At 53.7% G+C, this 20,270-nt stretch carries 20 protein-coding genes, 1 tRNA gene and 1 other RNA gene; 7 read left to right on the forward strand and 15 right to left on the reverse strand.

Annotated features, from left to right (window positions below; all coding sequences use genetic code 11):
- Positions 1 to 699 carry an AzlC family ABC transporter permease gene (locus IDM49_RS10050; RefSeq protein ID WP_190724400.1) on the reverse strand — a complete coding sequence of 233 codons (699 nt, stop codon included), beginning with the start codon at positions 697 to 699 and terminating at the stop codon, positions 1 to 3.
- Positions 700 to 918: 219 nt separating this feature from the next.
- On the opposite strand from IDM49_RS10050, the gene IDM49_RS10055 reads away from it, so the two are divergent.
- Positions 919 to 2,046, forward strand: coding sequence for an AAA family ATPase (locus IDM49_RS10055; protein ID WP_190724401.1), 1,128 nt, complete (start codon positions 919 to 921; stop codon positions 2,044 to 2,046).
- Between the two features lie 48 nt (positions 2,047 to 2,094).
- The gene (gene pnuC / locus IDM49_RS10060; protein WP_190724402.1) at positions 2,095 to 2,841 is read left to right on the forward strand and encodes a nicotinamide riboside transporter PnuC; all 747 of its coding nucleotides are present in this window, start codon (positions 2,095 to 2,097) and stop codon (positions 2,839 to 2,841) included.
- A gap of 251 nt (positions 2,842 to 3,092) precedes the next feature.
- Here pnuC and IDM49_RS10065 read toward each other — a convergent pair whose 3' ends face one another.
- From IDM49_RS10065 to IDM49_RS10075, 3 genes are all read right to left on the reverse strand, one after another.
- Positions 3,093 to 4,487, reverse strand: a complete 1,395-nt coding sequence (locus IDM49_RS10065) for a DUF1501 domain-containing protein (RefSeq protein ID WP_190724403.1) — start codon at positions 4,485 to 4,487, stop codon at positions 3,093 to 3,095.
- 9 nt (positions 4,488 to 4,496) lie between these two features.
- Complete coding sequence (locus IDM49_RS10070; protein ID WP_190724404.1) at positions 4,497 to 6,074, reverse strand: DUF1800 family protein; 1,578 nt, start codon at positions 6,072 to 6,074, stop codon at positions 4,497 to 4,499.
- 229 nt (positions 6,075 to 6,303) lie between these two features.
- Positions 6,304 to 7,233 carry an SDR family oxidoreductase gene (locus IDM49_RS10075; protein ID WP_190724405.1) on the reverse strand — a complete coding sequence of 310 codons (930 nt, stop codon included), beginning with the start codon at positions 7,231 to 7,233 and terminating at the stop codon, positions 6,304 to 6,306.
- A 590-nt stretch (positions 7,234 to 7,823) separates the two neighbouring features.
- On the opposite strand from IDM49_RS10075, the gene IDM49_RS10080 reads away from it, so the two are divergent.
- Positions 7,824 to 8,876 carry a hypothetical protein gene (locus IDM49_RS10080; protein ID WP_190724406.1) on the forward strand — a complete coding sequence of 351 codons (1,053 nt, stop codon included), beginning with the start codon at positions 7,824 to 7,826 and terminating at the stop codon, positions 8,874 to 8,876.
- A 980-nt stretch (positions 8,877 to 9,856) separates the two neighbouring features.
- On the opposite strand, the gene IDM49_RS10085 is transcribed toward IDM49_RS10080, so the two are convergent.
- The 10 genes from IDM49_RS10085 to IDM49_RS10130 all read right to left on the reverse strand — a co-directional run bounded on the left by IDM49_RS10085 (position 9,857) and on the right by IDM49_RS10130 (position 13,895).
- Complete coding sequence (locus IDM49_RS10085) at positions 9,857 to 10,573, reverse strand: hypothetical protein (protein ID WP_190724407.1); 717 nt, start codon at positions 10,571 to 10,573, stop codon at positions 9,857 to 9,859.
- 8 nt (positions 10,574 to 10,581) lie between these two features.
- The gene (locus IDM49_RS10090) at positions 10,582 to 10,764 is read right to left on the reverse strand and encodes a hypothetical protein (protein WP_190724408.1); all 183 of its coding nucleotides are present in this window, start codon (positions 10,762 to 10,764) and stop codon (positions 10,582 to 10,584) included.
- A gap of 1 nt (position 10,765) precedes the next feature.
- Positions 10,766 to 11,044 (reverse strand): hypothetical protein, encoded by a 279-nt coding sequence (locus IDM49_RS10095; protein ID WP_190724409.1) that lies wholly within the window; start codon positions 11,042 to 11,044, stop codon positions 10,766 to 10,768.
- Between the two features lie 29 nt (positions 11,045 to 11,073).
- Positions 11,074 to 12,174 (reverse strand): AAA family ATPase, encoded by a 1,101-nt coding sequence (locus tag IDM49_RS10100; protein ID WP_190724410.1) that lies wholly within the window; start codon positions 12,172 to 12,174, stop codon positions 11,074 to 11,076.
- On the reverse strand, positions 12,171 to 12,452 hold the full coding sequence (locus tag IDM49_RS10105) for a hypothetical protein (protein ID WP_190724411.1): 282 nt from the start codon (positions 12,450 to 12,452) through the stop codon (positions 12,171 to 12,173). Before IDM49_RS10105 ends, IDM49_RS10100 begins: the two co-directional genes overlap by 4 nt.
- A gap of 3 nt (positions 12,453 to 12,455) precedes the next feature.
- Positions 12,456 to 12,674 carry a hypothetical protein gene (locus IDM49_RS10110; RefSeq protein ID WP_190724412.1) on the reverse strand — a complete coding sequence of 73 codons (219 nt, stop codon included), beginning with the start codon at positions 12,672 to 12,674 and terminating at the stop codon, positions 12,456 to 12,458.
- The gene (locus IDM49_RS12575) at positions 12,671 to 12,907 is read right to left on the reverse strand and encodes a DUF3039 domain-containing protein (RefSeq protein WP_190724413.1); all 237 of its coding nucleotides are present in this window, start codon (positions 12,905 to 12,907) and stop codon (positions 12,671 to 12,673) included. Before IDM49_RS12575 ends, IDM49_RS10110 begins: the two co-directional genes overlap by 4 nt.
- Before the next feature lie 249 nt (positions 12,908 to 13,156).
- Complete coding sequence (locus IDM49_RS10120) at positions 13,157 to 13,408, reverse strand: hypothetical protein (protein WP_190724414.1); 252 nt, start codon at positions 13,406 to 13,408, stop codon at positions 13,157 to 13,159.
- On the reverse strand, positions 13,405 to 13,680 hold the full coding sequence (locus tag IDM49_RS10125) for a hypothetical protein (protein ID WP_190724415.1): 276 nt from the start codon (positions 13,678 to 13,680) through the stop codon (positions 13,405 to 13,407). Before IDM49_RS10125 ends, IDM49_RS10120 begins: the two co-directional genes overlap by 4 nt.
- A gap of 2 nt (positions 13,681 to 13,682) precedes the next feature.
- Positions 13,683 to 13,895: a helix-turn-helix domain-containing protein gene (locus IDM49_RS10130; protein WP_190724416.1), complete on the reverse strand. Its 213-nt coding sequence runs from the start codon at positions 13,893 to 13,895 to the stop codon at positions 13,683 to 13,685.
- A 117-nt stretch (positions 13,896 to 14,012) separates the two neighbouring features.
- On the opposite strand from IDM49_RS10130, the gene IDM49_RS10135 reads away from it, so the two are divergent.
- The gene (locus IDM49_RS10135) at positions 14,013 to 14,678 is read left to right on the forward strand and encodes a helix-turn-helix domain-containing protein (protein WP_190724417.1); all 666 of its coding nucleotides are present in this window, start codon (positions 14,013 to 14,015) and stop codon (positions 14,676 to 14,678) included.
- Complete coding sequence (locus IDM49_RS10140) at positions 14,671 to 15,876, forward strand: tyrosine-type recombinase/integrase (RefSeq protein ID WP_190724418.1); 1,206 nt, start codon at positions 14,671 to 14,673, stop codon at positions 15,874 to 15,876. Before IDM49_RS10135 ends, IDM49_RS10140 begins: the two co-directional genes overlap by 8 nt.
- Before the next feature lie 114 nt (positions 15,877 to 15,990).
- Here IDM49_RS10140 and IDM49_RS10145 read toward each other — a convergent pair.
- Positions 15,991 to 16,075, reverse strand: a tRNA-Ser gene (locus IDM49_RS10145).
- 269 nt (positions 16,076 to 16,344) lie between these two features.
- Here IDM49_RS10145 and ffs point away from each other — a divergent pair.
- Positions 16,345 to 16,441: signal recognition particle sRNA small type (gene ffs, locus IDM49_RS10150), an RNA gene on the forward strand.
- Positions 16,442 to 16,888: 447 nt separating this feature from the next.
- Entirely contained in the window at positions 16,889 to 20,257 is a 3,369-nt protein-coding gene (locus IDM49_RS10155) for a DNA polymerase III subunit gamma and tau (protein ID WP_190724419.1), read from the forward strand.
- The last annotated feature ends 13 nt before the right edge of the window (positions 20,258 to 20,270 follow it).

Here is a 20,270-nt window from a genome sequence, read left to right on the forward strand (position 1 = left end):
TTAGCGCCCCGCCTTCCCAGTCTTTACCTGATATACAGCATCCGCTACGCAGAAAGCCGCGAAGATAACCAGGGCAACCATCAAGAAAGCCCCGGGCGCCAGAAACCACGCTACCGCGCATCCGGCAAATGCGTAGATGAGCGGTCGATACTGACGCGAGTGTCTAAAGAAGTCGATGGCGAGCACGGTGAAGAGACCTGCCATCGCAAAGTCCAGACCGTGAAAACTTTCGGGAATGGCTTGCCCCGCAAAAACACCAATCAGAGTTGAGAAGAACCATGTGAAGTGTGCTCCTGCCTGAAAGAGCAGCAGTTGCCGCTGATTGGTGAGGCCGTGCGGGGTATTCACAATGGCGTAGACCTCGTCAGTCAGTGAATAGGCGCCGTAGAACCAGCCACCTGCATTGCGGATGAGATGACGAGGGTATGACAGCGGGTAGAAGACGTGGCGAAAATTCACCGCGAAAGCGGTAGTTGCCATGGTTACAAGCGTTGCGCCGCCGGTAATAAGCGTAATCATCAGAAACTCGATAGACCCGCCGTAGACCACAGCAGCAGTGAGCGGCGCTACCCAGTGCGGTAGCCCCGCATCGGTAGCGAGGGCACCGAAGGCCAGCCCCAATGGAAAATATCCCATCACAACGGGTGGGAGCAGGCGTAGGCCGTGACGGGCGTCGTGAGTGAAGGTAGACGTATTCACGAGACTCTCTATCTACGAACTAATGGCGGGTGCAAGTATCCAGTGTATAGATACCGTGCAAGCTGAAAAATGTAACGGTCATATGACGGACGGTGAACGCTTACGTAACGCACCGAAGTAATAATTAGTGTCGAGATGACTATAACTTGTTTCTGGGCTCAATACCTGCAAAACTTTTGACGTAGATTTCCCCTCACCGCGGCAACGAAAGGCACCAACATGCTGTACAAGAAACAGCTCACCGGCACCGGCGTAGGTGTAGTGGTGGGTTCGTTCGCGCCGTTGCATCGGGCGCATATTGACACCATTTTACGTGCCAAGAAAGAAAACGACGGCGGCGCCTTAGTAATTGTCGCCGGGCACGAGCACGATGCAGGTAGTCACGCCGGCATGACTCACATTAAGCGTTACCGCTATGTCTCTGAATACTTCAAAAACGATCCACTAGTCATCGTAGACTTCGCAACAGTCACCGACAGTGAGCTCCCCGCACAGATTGTAGAAGAGCTCTGCGAAAAGCACGTCCAAGCCACCGCCACACGTACCTGGTACGACGCCGAGAACGACGCCCGCGTCCAGCACCTAGCTCAGGATGCCGGTGGAAAACTCGTGCATGCTTCTACGTTTTCAGCTCGTACCGGCACAGAGTGCAGTGAAGACTGCAGCGACGACGCACTCACTAGCGAACGCATCCTTGAAAATCCTCTACACTACTGGGATTTCATCGCTCCCCCGTTCAGACGTTTCTTCACCAAGAATGTGCTAGTCATGGGCGCAGCGTCCGGCGGTAAAACCACCCTGATCGAAGACCTCGCCAAGCTCTACATCGCACCGTACTCCTACGAGTACGCGCGGGTTTACCAGGTCGAGGCGAACATTCGCGATGAAGACTACGACCTGCTGGACTACCAGAATGTTTTCACCGGCCAATACCAGCTCAACCGCGAAGTGATTGATAACCCGGGTAACCGCGGGCTGGCGCTGATGGATACCGACGCGATGGTCACCAAATGCTACGCGGCGCTATCGGCAGCAGACCCCGCCAGTGCGCTGACCATGGACGACTGGACAACAGCCCTCAAACCCATGGCAGACTCGCTCATCGCCAAAGCACGCTGGGATCTTATTCTGTTCATCCCACCCGTCAGCCAGGCAAGCTACACCGACGACGGTTTCAGGTCGCAAACCAACAACACAGACGCCTACCTCACCGAAATCTCAGGCCTGATGCTGGAAGAAGTAAAAGCCGCAGGCCTAGAAAATAAACTTGTCTCGCTCACCGGCAACGGATACGCAGCCCGCTACGAACAAGCCAAAGCCGCCATCAACGCGGTGCTAGCCAACTAGCGTCCTCACCGCCCACCGTCTTTCCACTGTTTCTTCGAAAGTAAAAGAATGACATCACCTGCAATCCACCACAAAAGCTTCAGTCGAAAAGTATACGAAGATCTCTTCGTCGGCTACACGCCCTTTGAGAAAATCTTTTACCCCGCCATCATCTTGCTCCAAGTCATTTTTGCGGTGGTATACCCCCAGGGAATCATTGGTTCCATCGTTGCAATCAGTGGCGTCATCTGTGTAGCGCTGGTCGGCAAAGGACGCATTTCAAACTACTTCTTCGGCGTCATTCAAAACGTTCTCTACCTCTACCTTTCGCTGCAGGCGGTCTTCTACGGCGAGGTCATGATCGCAGTGTTCTACGTGCTCACCCAGTTCTGGGGACTGTACACCTGGCGCAAAAACCTGACGCGTCAGGCAAACGAGGGCGATGCGAAGGACGTCAAAACCAGGCGCATCGCTTTCACCGGCTGGGCAGCGGTAGCAGTCATTCTGGCACTGGGCACCTGGCTCTACGGCATGCTCCTTGCAAGCATCGGCTCTAACCAGCCTTACATTGACTCATTTACCACCACCATCGCCGTTATCGCGCAGATTCTCATGGTTTACCGCTACCGCGAACAGTGGGCACTGTGGATTGTTCTCAACCTCGCCCAAATCGTCCTCTGGCTCACCAGCGACACCGCGGGATCTATGGACATGGTGGTCATGTACATCGCTTTCATCTTCAACTCCATCTACGGCTGGTACAACTGGTCAAAGCTCTCAGCCACCCCGGACGAGGGCGCGGTGCGAACATCCTAACCTGCGGCGTTAGCGGACGCGATGCTGATGCGCAGAGACCGATGGACGCGCGTTCTTCACCTTGTAAGTACGGGTCGCCGACGTGAGTCGCTTCCGAGCACCCCGCGCGAGTGAGGCGAGAGGGACTGCTGGCAGACGTGCGTCCATCGGTCTCATACCAGCTGTTCTAAAAATCGTTGTTAAATAAAGTGCTCCCGGTCTGGTGCATCAGACCGGGAGCACTTTATAAGCTGGTTAAGAAAGTCTTTTCTTTATGCGAGTAGACCAACCGGCTTGGGCGTAAATTCGGGGAAGATCTGGGCGATGCGGGCGGAATCCACGCCAAGGCCCTTCGACATCACTTCAGCAGCAACTGAGCGGTAGTCGGTGCGGATGGCGTTGTCTTTATCGTCATCGTTCTTGAGTCCGCCCCACGAGCCGCCGGTGATGCGTCCGGTTGCTTTGCCGGAGAGCACGAATGAGAAGTTGCCCGCGCCGTGGTCGGTGCCTAGCGACTGGTTTTCTACCGTGGTGCGGCCGAATTCAGAGACAGTCATGACCACGACGTTCTGCATACGAAGTGCACCCATATCTTGGTAGAAAGCGCCGAGGGAATCGCCCAAGTCCTTTGCCAGGGTATTCAGGCGATCTGCCTGTCCACGGTGGGTATCCCAGTTACCCTGGTCAACGGTCACTACCTGCACACCCTTGTTAGCCTTGATGATCTGGGCAATATCCTTCATACCGGTGCCCAGCGCGGTGTCGGGGTAATCGGCACCGTTTTCAGGCTTGTAACCGGCGTTTGAGATCTCCTGAACCTGGTTCATAGCACCGAGGGTGGTCTTGACGCTGGCACCCAAATCGCCACCGACATTTCGGCTGATGCGTGAAGCCACCGCAGAAATGGTTTCAGTGTCTTTGAAGGAGGTCGATACCTTGAAATCGCTGAACGCGTTGATGGACAGGATTTCTTGGTCGTGGCCGTAGAAGGCGCCAGAGACGCGTCCGGCATGGGAAAACGCGCGGAACTGCGACTCATTGTTATAGGTGGCATCCAGCAGACGCGCCAGCCAGCCGGTCTTGTACTGCACCGGTGCTGAGCGGTCAGAAATGATGTAGTTGCTAAAGTGCGAGCGCGTGTTGTTGTCGATACCCACCGAGTGCGCAATCGACAGGTCGCCGGCGATCCACGCCTTCTTCAGGCCGGACAGCTCAGGTGCCAGCATGAAGGTGCCATCCAGCTTGTAGGCGCCGTTCATAGACAGCGACTTGCGCGTGGTCTTACGGTTGGCATTGTAATGGTCATCGTTGTACGGGGTGACGAGTGAGAGCCCGTCAGCGCCGCCGCGCAGGTAGACCACAACGAGCACGGTGCCATCACCCACAGGTTCTGCCGCATAGGCATAGCGCGGGTAAATCGACTCATGCAACATCATAGAACTCAACGACAGCACACCTAGCGCGCCGCCCTTGAGCAGGCTACGACGGCCAAAACCGCCAGCATTCTCACTCAGGCGCTCACAAGCAATGCTATTTGCCTGATCAAAAGAGCGGATGTTCTCACCGGTGCGAGTATCCACCAGAAAATTACGGGAGTCATCACCCGAGTGATGATGCACCTGATGCAAAGAGTCTTCTTTTAGAAAAAGTGTTTTGAAATGTTTCACGGTAAATCCTTAGACAAGCAAGAAGTGGGGAGCGGTCAAAGTAGCCTCAACAAGACGCTTTACTTCATCGTCACTGCTGATGCGTTCGCTATCTGCAACACGAGCATCACCAGAGACAGCCTCCGGGGTCGTGTTCTTAGCGAACGTTGCCAAAGCCCCCACAATGTTGGGCTCGTTCTCAATGGAATAACCGGTGAGGGTTACAAAAACCTTGCGCGCCGCATCGTTCACGCTGGTTTTACCCACCGTGATACCCAGCGCGTCCGCCCAATCAATAGGCTCAGCCCAGCGAGCAAAACTATCTTTCGCGTTGCCGTCCCACGTTGAAATGTAGTTGGTAAACCGCGAGAACTTAGAGATGCTATTGACATTGGTGGAATTAATCCACGCGCGCGGGCTCAGCGGGTAACCGTCAGTTGCCGGTGCGGTGTAGGGCATACCGGCCGAGTAATAGTTAAGCATCATAAACACTCTGTACAAGGGTGTGTAGATAACGCTCATATCAGAAAGATTATTAGTGTTCTTGAGTTTCAATTTTCCTGAAGCAAATAGCGAAGCCAAGACACTTGCCGGACGCTGGATAGTCTGACCACCCGAAGCACGGAATTCAGCAGATTTAAACAAAATTCGCAGAACGGGACGAATATCCGTATCAGCCTCAAGATAAGCGTCAGCCATTTTCTGCTGAAGCCCCTGCCAATCTTGGTGCTCCCCCACAAAATACTGAATCAGACGACGCGAAATGCGCATGGCGGTACCGCGATCGTGCGTCAGATAATCAATTAACTCACGCAAAGTTGCATACATATCTTCAGCGGTAGAACCACCGTTCTCAAGGGTACGACCGCAGACAGTAATCGGACCAAAGAAATGAAGGTCAGGACGAGCCTCGCTCAATACACCATCATAATTACCCTTAAAACCGGTCATGAGCTTAGCCACTGCAACCACATCATCCTGCGAGTAACCCTTATCAGTACCCCACGTGTGTAGCTCCATAATCTCGCGGCCCATATTCTCATTCAGCGCGAACTGAGTATTCGTGATGTTATCGAGAAACAGATTCATCGTACGAGTATTGATCAGCTCCCACAGCAGGTCACTGTACTTACCGAGGGCTCCATCAAAAAGCACGTTCACGTAGTCGTGAAAACCATCCGGTGACTTCTCAATGCTTGCAGCCACAGTATCAGCCCAAAACTGAGCTATCTTAGCCTGTAACTGCTTCTCAGATGCCCAGCTACGGTGGAAAGCTGCCTCTAGAACGTAAGTCGCCACATCATAGTCTTTGTGACGATTACCACCGTGATAGGTGTCGTAGAAATTCTTATCGAGAGTCTTACCCGCCGGTGCCTTGATAAAGCACGAAGGGAAGATTGCCTTGCGCTCGCTGTTGTACTGGGCGCTTTCGGTCAGAGAATCAGGGTTTAGCTGTTTCTCGATCCACGCGTCCACGCCCATTGATTCAATAGCGGATGCGCGTGCTGCGGTAGGTGCTGCACACAGTTTGCGTGCGAAAAACCAGCCTTCGCTGCTGGTCAGTTCAACACCGTTGAGGTACGGGGAGTTAAAGCTGATATTAGCCATATGTCTGGGATTTTCCTGGGATTGTCAATAAAGATAGGACTGCGCCAAGAATCCACGGGTGCAATGGTGCTGCATCGCAATAAGTTGTGGTTCTCATACCTGCTGTAGCAACCTCAAACGGGGATTTCAGGTGGTTACAGCCAGTATGTATGTCTTGTGACTACCGGCAAGTTGGGGACTTACCCGTCACAAGGCATATAGACAGTCACCTTTACTTTATGCAGATGCCTTACGCCAGGACAAGCAACAAAGTGCGGGTATTTTGTGGGCTGTTTAGTGGTGACAAACAACCTCTCGGTGTTTCACACCACGTCAGTGGGAGGTTTTCGTGTCCTGACTCTTTAAACGCCTTAAACGCCGAGAACAGCAGCGGTGGGGTAAGGTGAGGTGGTTTGGCAGAGGCCAGTACCGCCTTATGCCTGCTCGCGCACCCACTGCTCGATGTTCGGCTCAAGAATAACCGCATCCGCAGGAGCATGAAGCGAACCGTCACCCAACCTTCAAGCGCAGGGTCGACAGTCACCACCTTGCGAGAATCATCCCTAACTGCGAGAACCTTTTCAGTCAGCTGCGGCAGGGTGATGCGCTCAGCACCGGCGACGGTCACCACACCTTCACCGTGCTCACCCTCTGCGGCTTCTACCAAGAAACGGGCGACGCTACGGGTAGCTACCGGCTGAATGTCCCAGTTCTGCACGCGAACTTCATGATCGGCTTCTTCGGTGCCCGCGGGATTCAGCACAAATTCAAACCACTGAGCACTACGCACCACGACGGGCAACTTGGCATTTTTTGTGATTACACCTTCTTGCTCAAAACGCGCCTTGTAGAAAGGGAACTCCTGCAAGTTCTCTTTCTCAACACCGTTGATAGAAAGCATCACGACGCGCTCAACACCCTGATCGTTCGCCACTCGAGTCAGTGTCTGAGCAGCATCAACAATCGGCTGGACGGGGTCAGCAGCGTCAGGAGTCGCCACCTGCGAAGCATCGATTACAGCGTCCGCTTTCTTGAGCGCATCAGCCAAGCCTTCGCCAGTGCTTAGATCGACACCCTTTGAACGGGAAATCTCAACGACCTCGTGGCCGCGCTTCTTTGATTCTTCAACAATGAGCTTTCCAAGAAAACCGGAAGCTCCAGCAATTGCAATAGTAGACATGGGTTCAGCCTATACCCCCCATACCCGCCAACTAGGGGGCGGCGCACAGACACTAAAAAGCCCCGGCTCACATGAGCCGGGGCTTTTCTCATAGCGGAGGATAGGGGATTTGAACAACTTAGGGTTAGTGTTCAACTAGGTTTTTCATCGTGCATAGAACCGCTTATTTGCAGGGTTTTTGAGGGGTTTACTATCGAGTTAGTACACCGTTGCACGTCTAAATACTTTGGTGCTGTCACAAAAATTGTCACAAAAAATTGTAGCGCCTCATGCGTTTTCTATATCCTCCAGCCGCAACCGCGACAGCTCTAACCGCTCCTCGGTACGCCAAGACCGTGACCCCGGTGCAGTGGTGGACTCGATACGCTCAATAAGACGAGATAACCTAGCGCGCTCTTTACCGGCCTCTTTCCTGCACCAGTTTGAGCAATACGCCCGGCGCTTGCCCACAAGCTGCACACCGCAATAAATACATTCCTCGCACCTGCTCACACAAACCACGTCATGTTACTACTTATTACCCCCGCTAAAACTTAAAACCCAGTGCTACAGCTAACATCTAATTACCCCACATCACAGAGGAAAGACACATGAAAAAATATATCCCCCTCACCCTGCTCGTAACCCTCACCCTTACCGGATGCGGCGCAAACAACAACACACAATCCAGCCCGCAAAACCCCCAGACCACTACCAGCGCCACACCCCAAACATACAAAGACGTAAAAAACTGGTCAGCAGACGACGAGAACAACGCACAGTACACTTTCAGCGCTAACACACAAGCACCGGCAGGCGTAGAAGAAGCCAGAAAAATAATGCAAAAAGAAAATCAACAGCTCACCTACATGGCGGTAACTGTTGATAACACGAAAAGCAACTCACAAACAGCCATAACTCAGCTATCCTTCACAACCCCCGCGGGCGATCTCATCACATACACCCCTCTGTATGACTACCTCAGCACCTCCGATGTACCAGATGAAGCAAGTGTTGATGCATATAACCGTGTAGTAGATGTATCAAACGCCTTCAACGGTGACGACTACACCGTAGTAGCCGGGCAGAAGAAAACCCTAGTATTAGCTTCTACCAGCGCCTACCCAACTGAGGTAACTCACGCAACCCTGAACGAAAACTACGTTCTTACCCCAACAGACAAAACCGCTGAAACAGATAAAGCTACTGGAGCACCAGAACCAACAGAACCCGTAGGTAGCGACGACAAGCTAGCGGATCTCAACGGTACAACCCTTAAGGGAAATGACATCAATTTCCGTATTTTCAGCCCAAACGCCCAAAAGGAAGTAAATGCAGCAATGCCGGCAGAACTTCAAGGCTCATGGGGTGCACTGTGCTCTAATGGAGCGACAGAAGAACAGCTACAGGAAACTGGCGCTTCATCTAATGGCCACAGTTGGCGACCGCTCAAGTATGCAGTGTCCGAAAGCGGTATTCAGTCGCTTAATGGCAACGCGAGCCAAGCTGAATACAATGCGGCTTCTTTGGCTGAATTGTCGCACGGTGGAACATGTGCCGTGATTCAGTCCCCCGATGTTTCTGCTGCTACAACGACCACCACGGCGACCGTTGGGCATTACATTGGTAATTTCACATTGGAAAGTACCGTAGAGGTGAAGTAGGAACAGGCCTCGGCAGGTACCGACATCATCTCGGTACCTGCGGGCATCACGCCCGCAACTCAGCTATTCGTGATACACGAACAACTACACAGATCATCTGTACAACTGAACCACCGAGCTTTTCCCTGTAGTTACCGACACCATCTCGGCAACTGCGGGCATAACGCCCACAGTTGCCACAACACAGCCAACCACCCGGGGGTGTACCCCTACCCCACCCCGCAAAACGTTGCCTCCTCCGGGTGTAGCCATCCCCCCGTGAGGTAAAAAGGATCCCGGGCACCCTCATGTGTGGAAAAATAAACTCCTCATCTGAGGAATTGCCGAAAATATATCACTACGCCCGGAGGAGCAAACACTCCGTCAGAAATAGGGAGGGGGTAGCCCCCAGGGGGTCATGCGACAGCCTAGAACCGCTGTGCGCGTCGTGACCACCGAAACCCCTAGCGAGCATTATTAGACGCTTAGAAGAGCACACAGCCCCGAACAGAGTTAGACACTATTAAGTACTCTGTGAGCAAAGAAAGAGCCCGGCAGTCAATAAAGACTACCGGTCTCACTCACTGCCTATCACCACGGGAGGACGTACCCGCGCCACCGTGCACGCTCATACTCGCTAACCCTCGAATGAATAACATCGGGGTTTAGGTCTTGCTCAGTGACCGGCAACGGTTCACCAAACTGCTTCAACAGCTCTCGCGCTTTCTCATACCGCCGCAACATAGTTCCCACCGGCCGCCGCTCTTGTCTTCGCGCGTGGAGCACCACGGCTTTAGCTCCCTCAATGCTTTGCACTGCTCTGCCGTGGCAACGTAGCGAACACAATGTTTGGGCGTTGAGTGTGATGGTGAGATTCGGTTGCGTGGTTCTGCCACAGTAGCGGCAGAGGTTTGAGCCAGTCATGCTTTGCCTCTCTTTGGGTAGCAGTTGAGGCGGCAACGTTTCCCTCGTTACCGCCTCAGCCTTGCCGTATGCGTGAGTTACTTTTTATGAGCTAACCAGTATTTGAATACCTCAATCTCTTTCCCAGTGAGCGATACTGTGGGATGAAAAAGTAAGGAGTTTCGAGTACGCGCTTCTAATTCTTCAATCAAGTGTTCATACTCTTTTTCTTGCTCTTGCAGTTGCTCTTCTGTGTTCCAGTGAAGGGTTATCGTTTCACCTGCTCGCGGCTCGCGCTCAAGCATGGTCGCAAATACACCGGCGGTATTGAGTCTTTGCTGCGGCGCGGCGTATTGATTGGAAAATGCTGTACCTAGCTGTTGTGGTACAACGCTAGTAACCTCTTCCGAATAGACAGCCGGGAAAGCGCAACCGGTCAAAAAGTGGTGCGCTAACTGGTTATGCTTCTGCGCCGCGTTTCCATACCTCACGGCGAGGGTTTGAATCATATCCAAAGTTCCCGCCACCGCAATAAGTTCAGGGACGAGCTTCTTGAGCTTCGCGCTCTTATTGATCTCTCGCACATCTAAACGAGTAGGCTTGAACAGCTCCCACAGCTCCCCGAATCGTGCACCGTTTTCATTGAAGATTTCTCGCAATGCTTCTAGGTTCTGTAAAATAAACGCGCGTTGATTTCGGGCATCGACTTCATCCATTTCTTTCCGAGTCTGTTCAGTGAGTGGGTGTTCTGCCACAGTTTGCGCTATCTGAGTGGAGAGGTAGAAGTCTTTGAGCGCTTCTCCTGCCTTTTTCACGTCCCCTTTCAGTAGAGCTTGGTGGTATTGCTCATTGAATGACACGCTGGCACTGAGTTCTTCGATGGTTTGTTCTCTGGTAAGGGTTTGCCTATTAGTTCGCTGACTTTGAGCGCATCGTAGCCTACACCGTTGGCGCTTTGGTGGTAGGGCATGGCATTAGCGGTTTGCGTAGTCATGTTGTCAGTCATTTTATTTGTCCTTAGTTTTGGTTCCGCTGCCTTGTTCGTAGTTGTCGATCAGGGCGTTACTCACATCCACAATCTTGTTGTTGGGGATGAACACGCGAAATACGTGATTTATAAAAATTGCTTGGCCTTGTTGGCTGCTGCCGTTTGGTTCTTTGTAGGTATAGGGTTTTACTCTGAGGTTTTGGCGAGTCATGTTTTCCTGCCTTTCGTGCACTGCTTTTGAGATATTGCCCCGAGGTGAAGGTGGCAAGGTGGCTATATATAAGTGCCACGCTGCCATCTTTGCCACCTTCCCGAAATATCAAGGGTTTACGCTGCCACCTTTAAGCCCCCTTGATCCGGTGCATCCTCGAATGCCCATACCCAACCAGAACCACCCCGCGGGCGAACGCTGACGATTCTGGGATTAGAACACCGCCTGCGAGCGTCTCTAATCTCCTGATCTTTGAACCCTGCGGCGCGGCCAGCTTTGATAACGTCCCCCGCCTTTACTTCTGGCTCAGTGGAGTTGCGGATAAAGTCCACCACGAACATTTGAGCGGCGTTCTTATCGTCATCGTCCCCACCGTCCACCTCACGGTTCACCAGCTCCCCCACGGTCATCTCTGAGGCACCAAGGAACTTCACGCGCCCTACCTCAGTAGGATCACTACCGGGAATAGGGACACTGACGCTTTCTAGGGCGAATTTCCACGAACCTAGCCCGGTGCCGTAGTTGTTCTTATCCTGTGTCACCACACGCTCGTTCGTGTCAGGATCAACAGCCATAACCAACATGGAACGGGTAATGTCGCGCCACGCGTGAGAACCTGACACTTTATGCTGTGTACGGCCGCCGGAGCCTTTGTTGAAGTGACTAATCATGATGATCGCTACCTCATGCTTAGCTGCAACCGCCATGAGCGGGGCGAACGCCCTGCGAACGTCCTGAGCCTTGTTCATATCCAGCGCGCCCATCATCTGTGAGGCCGGGTCAAGCAAAACGATTTTTGCACCGGTTTCGATGATTTGAGACTCCAGCAGCTCAGTATCTTGTGGGAACGTAAGTTCTTGGTCTGAGTGGCTTTCACCGAACCTTACGCGGCGTTGTAGTTGGTAGACGTTATCAAGGTTGGCACCGGCTGCCGTGAGGCGTGGAATGGTGACAAACTCCCATGCGTCTTCTGGTGTGAAGAGAATGGCCGGGTATGGTGTTCCTTGTAAATCACCCTCCAGCTCACCACGGGATAGTTGGGCTACGAGGTCAAGAATGAAAGTCGTCTTGCCCTCACCACCATAACCAGCCATGACCGTACCGGTGCCAAGGGGAATGACCCCGTGACTGCTACAAGCCCATAGCCATTTAGTTTTTTGTGGCTTGATAGAACTTGCGGGGGTCAGAAGTGCGGTAATGGTTTCTTCTTGGCTCATGCAGTCACCTTCTTCACATCATCAAAACCGGGTATCAAATTCTGAGGATCAGCCACGAATACGGGCACCGTCTCACACTCAACTTGCGCTATCTGCTCGGCGCGTTCTTCTAAGGCTTGCTGGTCTATGATTTCTTGCTGAACCATGCCTACATACACCCCGGCGTTGAACACTTCCCATAACTGCGCGGTGAGCTGCTGCGGTGCAGCTGAGACTAACCGGAATACCGGCGTGTATGCTCTGCTGAGTCGGTCAGCATCAAAGGAGGATAGGAGCACTGTTTACACCTCACTCACGTCTTGCTGGGTGTTCCAGTGGCGGGCTATGAGGGTACAGCCGGGGCACATTCCCGCGCGTTGTGCAGCGTCCAGAGCTTTAGCGAAAGACATCTCGGGCTGTTGCGTCCACTGATACCCACACAGGGAGGTGACGGTATCGCCGGGGCGTGGTGCTCGTTCCCGTAGTGTGAGGTGCAAGTAATCTTCATTCGGGTTACTCATTGCCCACCACCTGCCACCATGAAACTAGCTTTGACCTGACAAGCTGGGCACAAAGGCTTAACTGCCTTCTTATTCCTGACAGTCCCCACAAACCCGCACAAGGCCATAATTCTCATGCCAGTTTCCAGCGAACGAGCTCTATCGGGCGCGTACATCTTATGGCGATACCGCCTAGGATCATCGTCCAGCTCGGTGATATCCCAACTAGGGGTAGTGCTGATAGTCTTAGACATACTGAACAGTCCTTTCGAACATTAGGCAGGTGCCTAATGTCATATGTTTGTTTTGGTAGATAAACCCTGAAAGTTTGGGCTTGTTCTGGGAGTTCTTGCCATTCGTTTTGTTGGTAGCTTCACGAACGGTTTGAATCTCCGCCGATGCGTCCACAGTGTCTTGCTTGGCGGCTGTACTGTGGACGCTATTCTTTTTTGCGCTCTGGTATTGGTAGTACCCGAGGACGTTCGGCTGTTTTGGTTTGCGCATTAAGGGAAAACCTTTCTGGACTCTGACAGCATCTGAGACAACAACTCCTTATTGCGAGTAGCGACAGATAGCAGATACTCCAACCCCTGCCGACTGATCCCGACCTCATTCTGACCGCGACCAAAATCAAGCGGTTGCGTCCACCCGTTAGCGATGAACAGAGCGTGAGTACCTGTCACATCTTCCACCCCGAGGTGATCGCACAAGGCGTTGATGTAGGAATGTTCTTCTTGGTGTGCAGGGTCAATCATGCTGCCACCTCCAATGTGTCTTTGATTCGCCAGATGCGAATCAGGTTGCCGTTACGTTGTGAGACTGCCGCTCCTGCTGGTTCGGCCAGTGCCCGGAACTCTGGAGACTTGAAGTAAGTCCCCCATTCTTGCGGGGTGCTGGTTTCACCAATGACCTCATGTAGATCGTCAGATGTGAACTCTGTACCCGGTGGGAGTTGCTGGACGTGGTACAGGAAGCGGTGTTTCGCGGTGAGTGTCTGCACGGTTTCTAGGGCTAGGACTCGCGCCATGTTTACGCCGCCTGTTCTGCCGGTTCTGGCTGCCCGGTGAGCATATGTAGGAGGCGGACGCGGGGAATGAGTACGCGCCGTCCTACGCGGATAGATGGGATAGTTCCATCAGCAATGCCGCGTGAGACTGTGCGGCGGTCTACTCCTAAAAGTTCGGCTGCATCGACGGCGGTAACGGTTGCTTTGGTGCTGGTTTCCAGCTCTGCAAGATTCATATGAATCACCCTTTATATACAAAAATGAATTAGCACCTCTTGGCGCATAAGTCATTTATAGCACAAAAATGCATGGCGCGGTACCCATACGTATTTGAATTTAGGTAAGGTGTCCGTATGAGTACACCTGCAAAGAACAATGACACCGAGGAAGAAAAGAACTACCGTCAAGAGCTCAAACGGTTACGACAGCTGGGAAAAATGAGCCAAGCGGATTTAGCTCAAAAAATGAAAGATAAAGGGTGGGACGACTATACTCAGACCACAGTTTCCCGCATGGAGAATGGCGGGAGACCTATCACCCTTAGCGAATCTAGAGCGCTAGCACAGATTTTGGGAACAACCGTAGAGAGAATGATTAAACCGCTCGTGATTAGTTCACTCGACGCTATTGCCCAGGATCGCGCTAATCGATTACGAGAAAGCAAAGCATCTTTTGAGAAAGAGCTCGTAGCTTTTTGGGAAGAAAGAGACCTGTTCTTTTACCCGGAAATGGGACTAAGTAAAGCAGAAAATCAGCAACTTAACGAGCTTCTTTACAAAAGATATAGATCCCTTTATGTGAGCTCTGGGCTCTGGGACTCATGCTTAGATGCTTTCCAAGATGAATACGAGTCCATGCGGGAAGCGGCCAACGGAAAGCACCCTCGCTCTTCCTACTTCCCTACACTCGAAGAATGGGTCAGTGAGGGACTAGGGATACAGCCCGTAAAAAACCATATTGACTACACGCTCAATGAGCTAGACGAGATTTACTCAGAAAGAACCCTAACCAATGAGTAAGCGCCGTTATGGTGGTGGTTCTGTCTCAAAATACACATACCGCAACAAAACCCGTAGCACTACTAAATGGCGCTGGCAACTACGCACCACAGACCCCGACACGGGCGAAGAAAAACACGTCGGGAAAAGCGGGTACACCACCGAAAAAGAAGCCCTCAAAGGACTAGCAGAAGCCCGCGAACGATACGCCACCACAGGCAAAGCCAAAGCCTCCAAACTCACCGTTGAGCAATTCGCGCAAGAGTGGTTAGACGGTAGACGCGTAGCACCGTCCACACTGCAAGCGGATATAAAAATAGTGCGTAACCACATCACGCCCTACATCGGTTCGACTGCTCTTGATGCACTCACCGCAAGCCGTATCAAAAAGCTCTACACAGACTTGTTGAAACACGGACGTAAAGACCGCAATCATGAGGGCGAACCGCTATCACCTAACACCGTGAACAAGGTTCACAATGTCTTACAGGCGATTCTTGATAGTGCCGTACACTCGCGTCTTATCATGGTGAACCCCGCCAAAGACCCGTTAGTAAACGCGCCTAAATCTAAAGAAATCAACGCCGCGAAAGAAGAGATAGCCCCCTGGAGCGCCGGGCAGCTCAAAGACTTCTTGGCATGGTCTGAAAATGTTTACCGTGATGATCTATTCATGCTGTGGCACATCTACGCTGTGACAGGCATGAGACGCGGCGAAGCGCTCGCCTTGCGGTGGTCTGATTTTGACCCGGTAAATATGACCCTTGCCGTTCGTCATGCCGTAGACCCTGCAACGCCGGGCGGCGTGAAGCTCCCTAAAGGCGGTAAAGCCCGCGTACTGGATATTAGCGCCGGTGATGTGCAGAAACTCAAAGCATGGCGAGGGTTACGGGCGCAACTGGGTTTTGAGCTGGTGAAACAAGATGCTTATATCTTTGGTAACGATTCCGGCGGGGTGCGCTCGCCTAATGAGGTTTCGCGCCGGTGGCGTAGACGTATGAGCGCTGCAACTCAACAAGGGCTAGATGTACCAGTTATCAAGCTGCACGATCTTAGGCACACTCATGCGACTTTGTTACTGCAAGCCGGAGTACACCCTAAGGTGGTGCAGGAGCGTTTAGGTCATTCGACTATCACGATTACGCTTAACACTTACTCGCACGTTATCCCTACGATGCAGCGCGGCGCGGTTGATTCTTTTACATCTTTGATCGCGTAGTTTGGTGCAGTATTTTTTCTGGTGTCACAAAAATTGTCACAAAAGCCCTATTTTTGGGTAAAAGAAAAACCCCGTTTACCTGTTTGACTAGGGTAAACGGGGTTTGTACCCCTGCGGAGGATAGGGGATTTGAACCCCTGAGGGCGTGAACCCAACACGCGTTCCAGGCGTGCGCCATAGGCCGCTAGGCGAATCCTCCAAGCGTTGCTCTGCACAAAATACGCAGTCACGAAAGCGAACAGATACGAGCTTACCTTATAAGGTGTACGGTTCGCAATTAGAGGTAGCTCAGTCAGGACGCCGATAACGACTAAAGACAGAAGGTGAGGCGAGTGCAAGGTCTTACTATAGGCAGGCGTGTAAGCTCGCATCCTTGATTTAGGGAGCAGATGGATTGGCAAGAAGGGTGTTGCTGACTAGGGCTTCCTGTCGCAGATTGCCTCAGCTATATCTTTACTGTAGACTTTTACTTGCCTCTCACGTGGCGTTATCTTGGAGAACTCCCCCAGGACCGGAAGGTAGCAAGGGTATCTGGGCTCTGACGGGTGCGTGAGGGGTCTTTTTTTGTTTAACGCCCGCGTCCGCATCCGGGTGATAGCCCTCGCCTCCTGCCTGCCCGTTTCTGCCGCGGGTGTGACCACAAAACCGTCAAGGTGACCATAAAAACGTCACAATCACCCTACTTTTCGGAGTATTTTGACGTTTACGTGGTCACTTTTCACCCAGGTAGTCTCGACGCGATCGCCCTGCAGACGCACATCCCGCCAACGCGCGTCCTGCTTTATATGCCCGTCCGACGCACCCCCCCGGCACCCCGCCCATCGCACAGTGCTTGCCACCAGCGGTCTGCAACGCGGCCGTTCGTTAATGAGGTAAATGTCTTAGCATGCTCGGCGTGAACCACCCTTAAATTGTCAGTCCCCCTCGCTAAACTTGGTAAGAGTCGTTGACGCGAGCGCCGAAAGCTCGCGCATCGCACCTGTTGAATTGAACGAAAAATGAGGGTTTAGCTGTGAGCACTGCTTTGTACCGCCGGTATCGTCCCGAAACTTTTGCCGATGTTATCGGTCAAGAGCACGTGACTGAGCCCCTTATGACTGCGCTTGAGAAGAACCGCGTCAACCACGCCTACCTCTTTTCTGGTCCGCGCGGTTGCGGTAAGACAACGTCGGCTCGTATTTTGGCGCGTTGCCTCAACTGCGCTGAAGGCCCTACGCCTACCCCGTGTGGTGTGTGCGATTCTTGCCGTGAGCTCTCCCGCGACGGTGGCGGTTCACTCGACGTGATTGAGATGGACGCGGCGTCCCACGGCGGTGTTGACCATGCGCGCGATCTGCGTGAGCGTGCGTCCTTCGCGCCTGTGCGTGACCGCTACAAAATCTTCATCATCGATGAGGCCCACATGGTCACCCGTGAGGGGTTTAACGCCCTGCTCAAAATCGTTGAGGAACCGCCGGAACACATCAAGTTCATCTTTGCGACGACCGAGCCCAACAAGGTGCTGGGCACTATTCGTTCGCGTACCCACCACTATCCTTTCCGACTTGTTCCGCCTGAAACTCTTACTGCTTACCTGCAGAAACTTGCCGATGAAGAGGGTGTTAAGATCGCTCCCGGCGTTCTGCAGCTGGTAGTGCGTGCCGGTGGTGGCTCAGTGCGTGATTCGCTCTCAATCTTGGATCAGCTGATTGCCGGCGCATCAGATGCCGACGGCGTCACTTACGATCTTTCCGTTGCGCTGCTTGGCTTTACTCACGGCGAGTTGCTGGACGAGGTCATTGAGGCTTTCGCATCCAACAATGCAGCTACTCTCTTTGGCTCTGTTGACCGCGTGATTCAGACCGGTCAGGATCCTCGCCGCTTTATCGAGGACCTCCTTGAACGTCTGCGCGATCTGATTATTATCAAGGCTGTGCCGGATGCTGCCGAGCAGATTTTGCATGGCGCATCGGCTGATCACATTGAGCGCCTGCGCGCCCAGGCAGACAAGCTGGGTGCGGGCGAGCTCTCTCGCGCGGCGGATATTACAAACACGGCGCTGAACGAGATGAGTGGCGCCACCAACCCCCAGCTTCACTTGGAACTTTTGTGTGCGCGCATCATGCTGCCCACTTCCGATCAAAGTGCCGGTGGTTTTGGTGCGCGTTTGGACCGCATTGAACGACGCATCTCCGGTGGAGACGTTACTATTGCAGCGCCTTCAGCGGGTGCTTCTGCTGGTCAGACACAAGGTCTCAGCGAGCAACCCGCACCCGTCCAAGGGGCAGGACGCGCCGCTGTACAAGCCGCGCTGAACGCGTCACGTCAGGCGCAGGGTAAGCAGACTGCCTCGGTTCAGGGTAACCAAGGTGGACAGCAGGCGGTGAGCGGCCAGACTGCTCAACCACAAGCATCTGCGTCACAGCAAGCACCGACACAGGAACCAACACAGGCGCAGAATGCTGCACCCTTAGCATCGCAGGGCAACGCTCCCCTGGCGCAGTGGAACTCTCAGCGACAAGGACAGCAGGGGCAAGGTAGCTCCCACGCCACTGCCCAACAACAGGTTTCTGCGCAAAATCAGAGTGCTCAGAACTCAGCGCCGAACCAGGCCACGCAAAACCAAGCTCAGAACCCGAACCCCACCCCTGCGCAGCAGGCTCAGAAACAGCAGCCAACTCAGCCCGCTCACCCCACGCAGCAGACAGCCCCTCAGGGCGAGAACGTGGTGCAGATGGTTCTTACCGCATGGCATGACGTCATTGCGCGCGTGCAAAGTCCAGTTGCGCAACAGTTCTTGGCGCGCTGCACCCCCTCTAAATTTGAAAACGGTCAGCTCTATATTCGCGCCACCATGCCCGTATTGCGCCAGGTCAAAGACCATATTGGCGACCTTGAGAGCGCTCTCAACACCGTATTAGGCTTGCAGGTTCGAGTGCGTGCCGAGGTAGATAAGGGTGATGCTTCGCAGACTCAGCCCGCTCAGGCTAATGGCCAGTCCGCGCCGTCTCAGCCGCAGCCCGGCGCTCCTCTGCAGAACCAGCGTCCACAGCAGCATCCACAGACTCAGCAGCCCCAAAACCAGCCTGCGCAGAACCCGGCTCAACAGCAGCAAGCATCCTCACCGCAGCAAAATGAGCACAACGAGCGTCCTCAGAATCTCGAAATCGCTGAAGGTCCGCGTAGTGGTGAAGCCGCATGGGCTGCGCACGGCCAACCGCGCACTCAATCCGAGCCCCAATGGAGCCAGGACGATTGGAACAATCCCGTCACGAGCTGGGATGTTGCGTCCATTCCGCAAAGTGGTGAGCCAGCCCCAGCATCAGATACTTCGCGCGGCCAGTCAGCATCAGAAGAGTCCGAGAAGAGCCAACCGACCCAAGAATCAGCTCAGCCTGCACCGGAGCAGAGCAACGACCCCGAAGACCAGCTCTCTCAGGGCGCAGCCAATGGTTTTGATGCTGAGGACGCTCACGAGCAAGAAGCCTCAGAGCCCGTCGACCATTCAACCGCTCAGGCACAGCGTGAGCAGGTAGAAAACGCTACCGAAGATACTCAGTACTTCCCGGATGCTGCTGACGAAGCAACCGCCGATGACGATGCAGAAGACACTGAGGGTGACTCGCATCCGGCAGCCGCACAACCGGTTGAGCCCGAGGGTGAACCTATTGCAGACGGTACTACCGCAACGGACCTTCCCGATTCTGTGGATGATAGCCGTAACTCTGATGCGCCGGATTCTTCAGAACCCCAGGCAGGGCAGAACCCAAAAGTAGCTGAGCCGCAGGCTCCCGCGCGTCCAATCGCTGAAGAATACGGCGATTATGAAGGCGGATACTTTGACGAGGGCCCGCAGGATGAGCCTGAGTACATTGCGGGGGTTGGCTATGTGAGCGACTCTGCTCAGACAGCGCAACAGTCAGCACAGTCTCAGCATGAACAGCCTCAGCGTGAGCAGGTACAGTCCTCACAGCTCGCCCAGTCACAAGGGTTCCAGCAGGCACAACCTGCACCGGCTGTAACGCCTCAACCGGGTGCGCCGTTAGCTGGCGCGCCGCTTGCTGGCGGACGCCCGCCCCTGTCTAACGGCACGCAAGGCTTCCAAGGTGCGCCGGCACAGCCGCAAGTTGCTCCGGCGGCTTCGGAGGCACCCGCATCCGCACCAGCGCAGCCTAGCGTTCCCGGCAAGAAATTGTCTTTCCGCGAGCGCCACGCCGCGCAGTTTGAGGCAGGACGCCGCGCTAAGCAACAGAACAGCATAACCGCACCGGAGGTTGAGGAACCCACAGAGTTTGTGCCGTCAGATGAAGACACCGCTCTCGAAGAAACCGTGCTCATGGGCCAAAAAGCAATCGAGCAAATTCTCGGCGGCAAAGTGATTGAAGAAACCAGCAACTTTTAAGGCTCAAGAGGTA

This window comes from Rothia terrae, assembly GCF_014705925.2.
Classification (GTDB): domain Bacteria; phylum Actinomycetota; class Actinomycetes; order Actinomycetales; family Micrococcaceae; genus Rothia; species Rothia terrae.

What these genes read in the sequence shown, in the direction of transcription:
- IDM49_RS10090 (WP_190724408.1), bottom strand. Translation starts at nt 10,764, where the DNA reads ATGACTGACAACATGACTACGCAAACCGCTAATGCCATGCCCTACCAC.
- IDM49_RS10140 (WP_190724418.1), top strand. Translation starts at nt 14,671, where the DNA reads ATGAGTAAGCGCCGTTATGGTGGTGGTTCTGTCTCAAAATACACATAC.
- IDM49_RS10130 (WP_190724416.1), bottom strand. Translation starts at nt 13,895, where the DNA reads ATGAATCTTGCAGAGCTGGAAACCAGCACCAAAGCAACCGTTACCGCC.
- IDM49_RS10135 (WP_190724417.1), top strand. Translation starts at nt 14,013, where the DNA reads ATGAGTACACCTGCAAAGAACAATGACACCGAGGAAGAAAAGAACTAC.
- IDM49_RS10125 (WP_190724415.1), bottom strand. Translation starts at nt 13,680, where the DNA reads ATGGCGCGAGTCCTAGCCCTAGAAACCGTGCAGACACTCACCGCGAAA.
- IDM49_RS10095 (WP_190724409.1), bottom strand. Translation starts at nt 11,044, where the DNA reads ATGGCAGCGTGGCACTTATATATAGCCACCTTGCCACCTTCACCTCGG.
- IDM49_RS10120 (WP_190724414.1), bottom strand. Translation starts at nt 13,408, where the DNA reads ATGATTGACCCTGCACACCAAGAAGAACATTCCTACATCAACGCCTTG.
- IDM49_RS10110 (WP_190724412.1), bottom strand. Translation starts at nt 12,674, where the DNA reads ATGAGTAACCCGAATGAAGATTACTTGCACCTCACACTACGGGAACGA.
- IDM49_RS10080 (WP_190724406.1), top strand. Translation starts at nt 7,824, where the DNA reads ATGAAAAAATATATCCCCCTCACCCTGCTCGTAACCCTCACCCTTACC.
- IDM49_RS10055 (WP_190724401.1), top strand. Translation starts at nt 919, where the DNA reads ATGCTGTACAAGAAACAGCTCACCGGCACCGGCGTAGGTGTAGTGGTG.
- IDM49_RS10075 (WP_190724405.1), bottom strand. Translation starts at nt 7,233, where the DNA reads ATGTCTACTATTGCAATTGCTGGAGCTTCCGGTTTTCTTGGAAAGCTC.
- IDM49_RS10070 (WP_190724404.1), bottom strand. Translation starts at nt 6,074, where the DNA reads ATGGCTAATATCAGCTTTAACTCCCCGTACCTCAACGGTGTTGAACTG.
- IDM49_RS10100 (WP_190724410.1), bottom strand. Translation starts at nt 12,174, where the DNA reads ATGAGCCAAGAAGAAACCATTACCGCACTTCTGACCCCCGCAAGTTCT.
- pnuC (WP_190724402.1), top strand. Translation starts at nt 2,095, where the DNA reads ATGACATCACCTGCAATCCACCACAAAAGCTTCAGTCGAAAAGTATAC.
- IDM49_RS12575 (WP_190724413.1), bottom strand. Translation starts at nt 12,907, where the DNA reads ATGTCTAAGACTATCAGCACTACCCCTAGTTGGGATATCACCGAGCTG.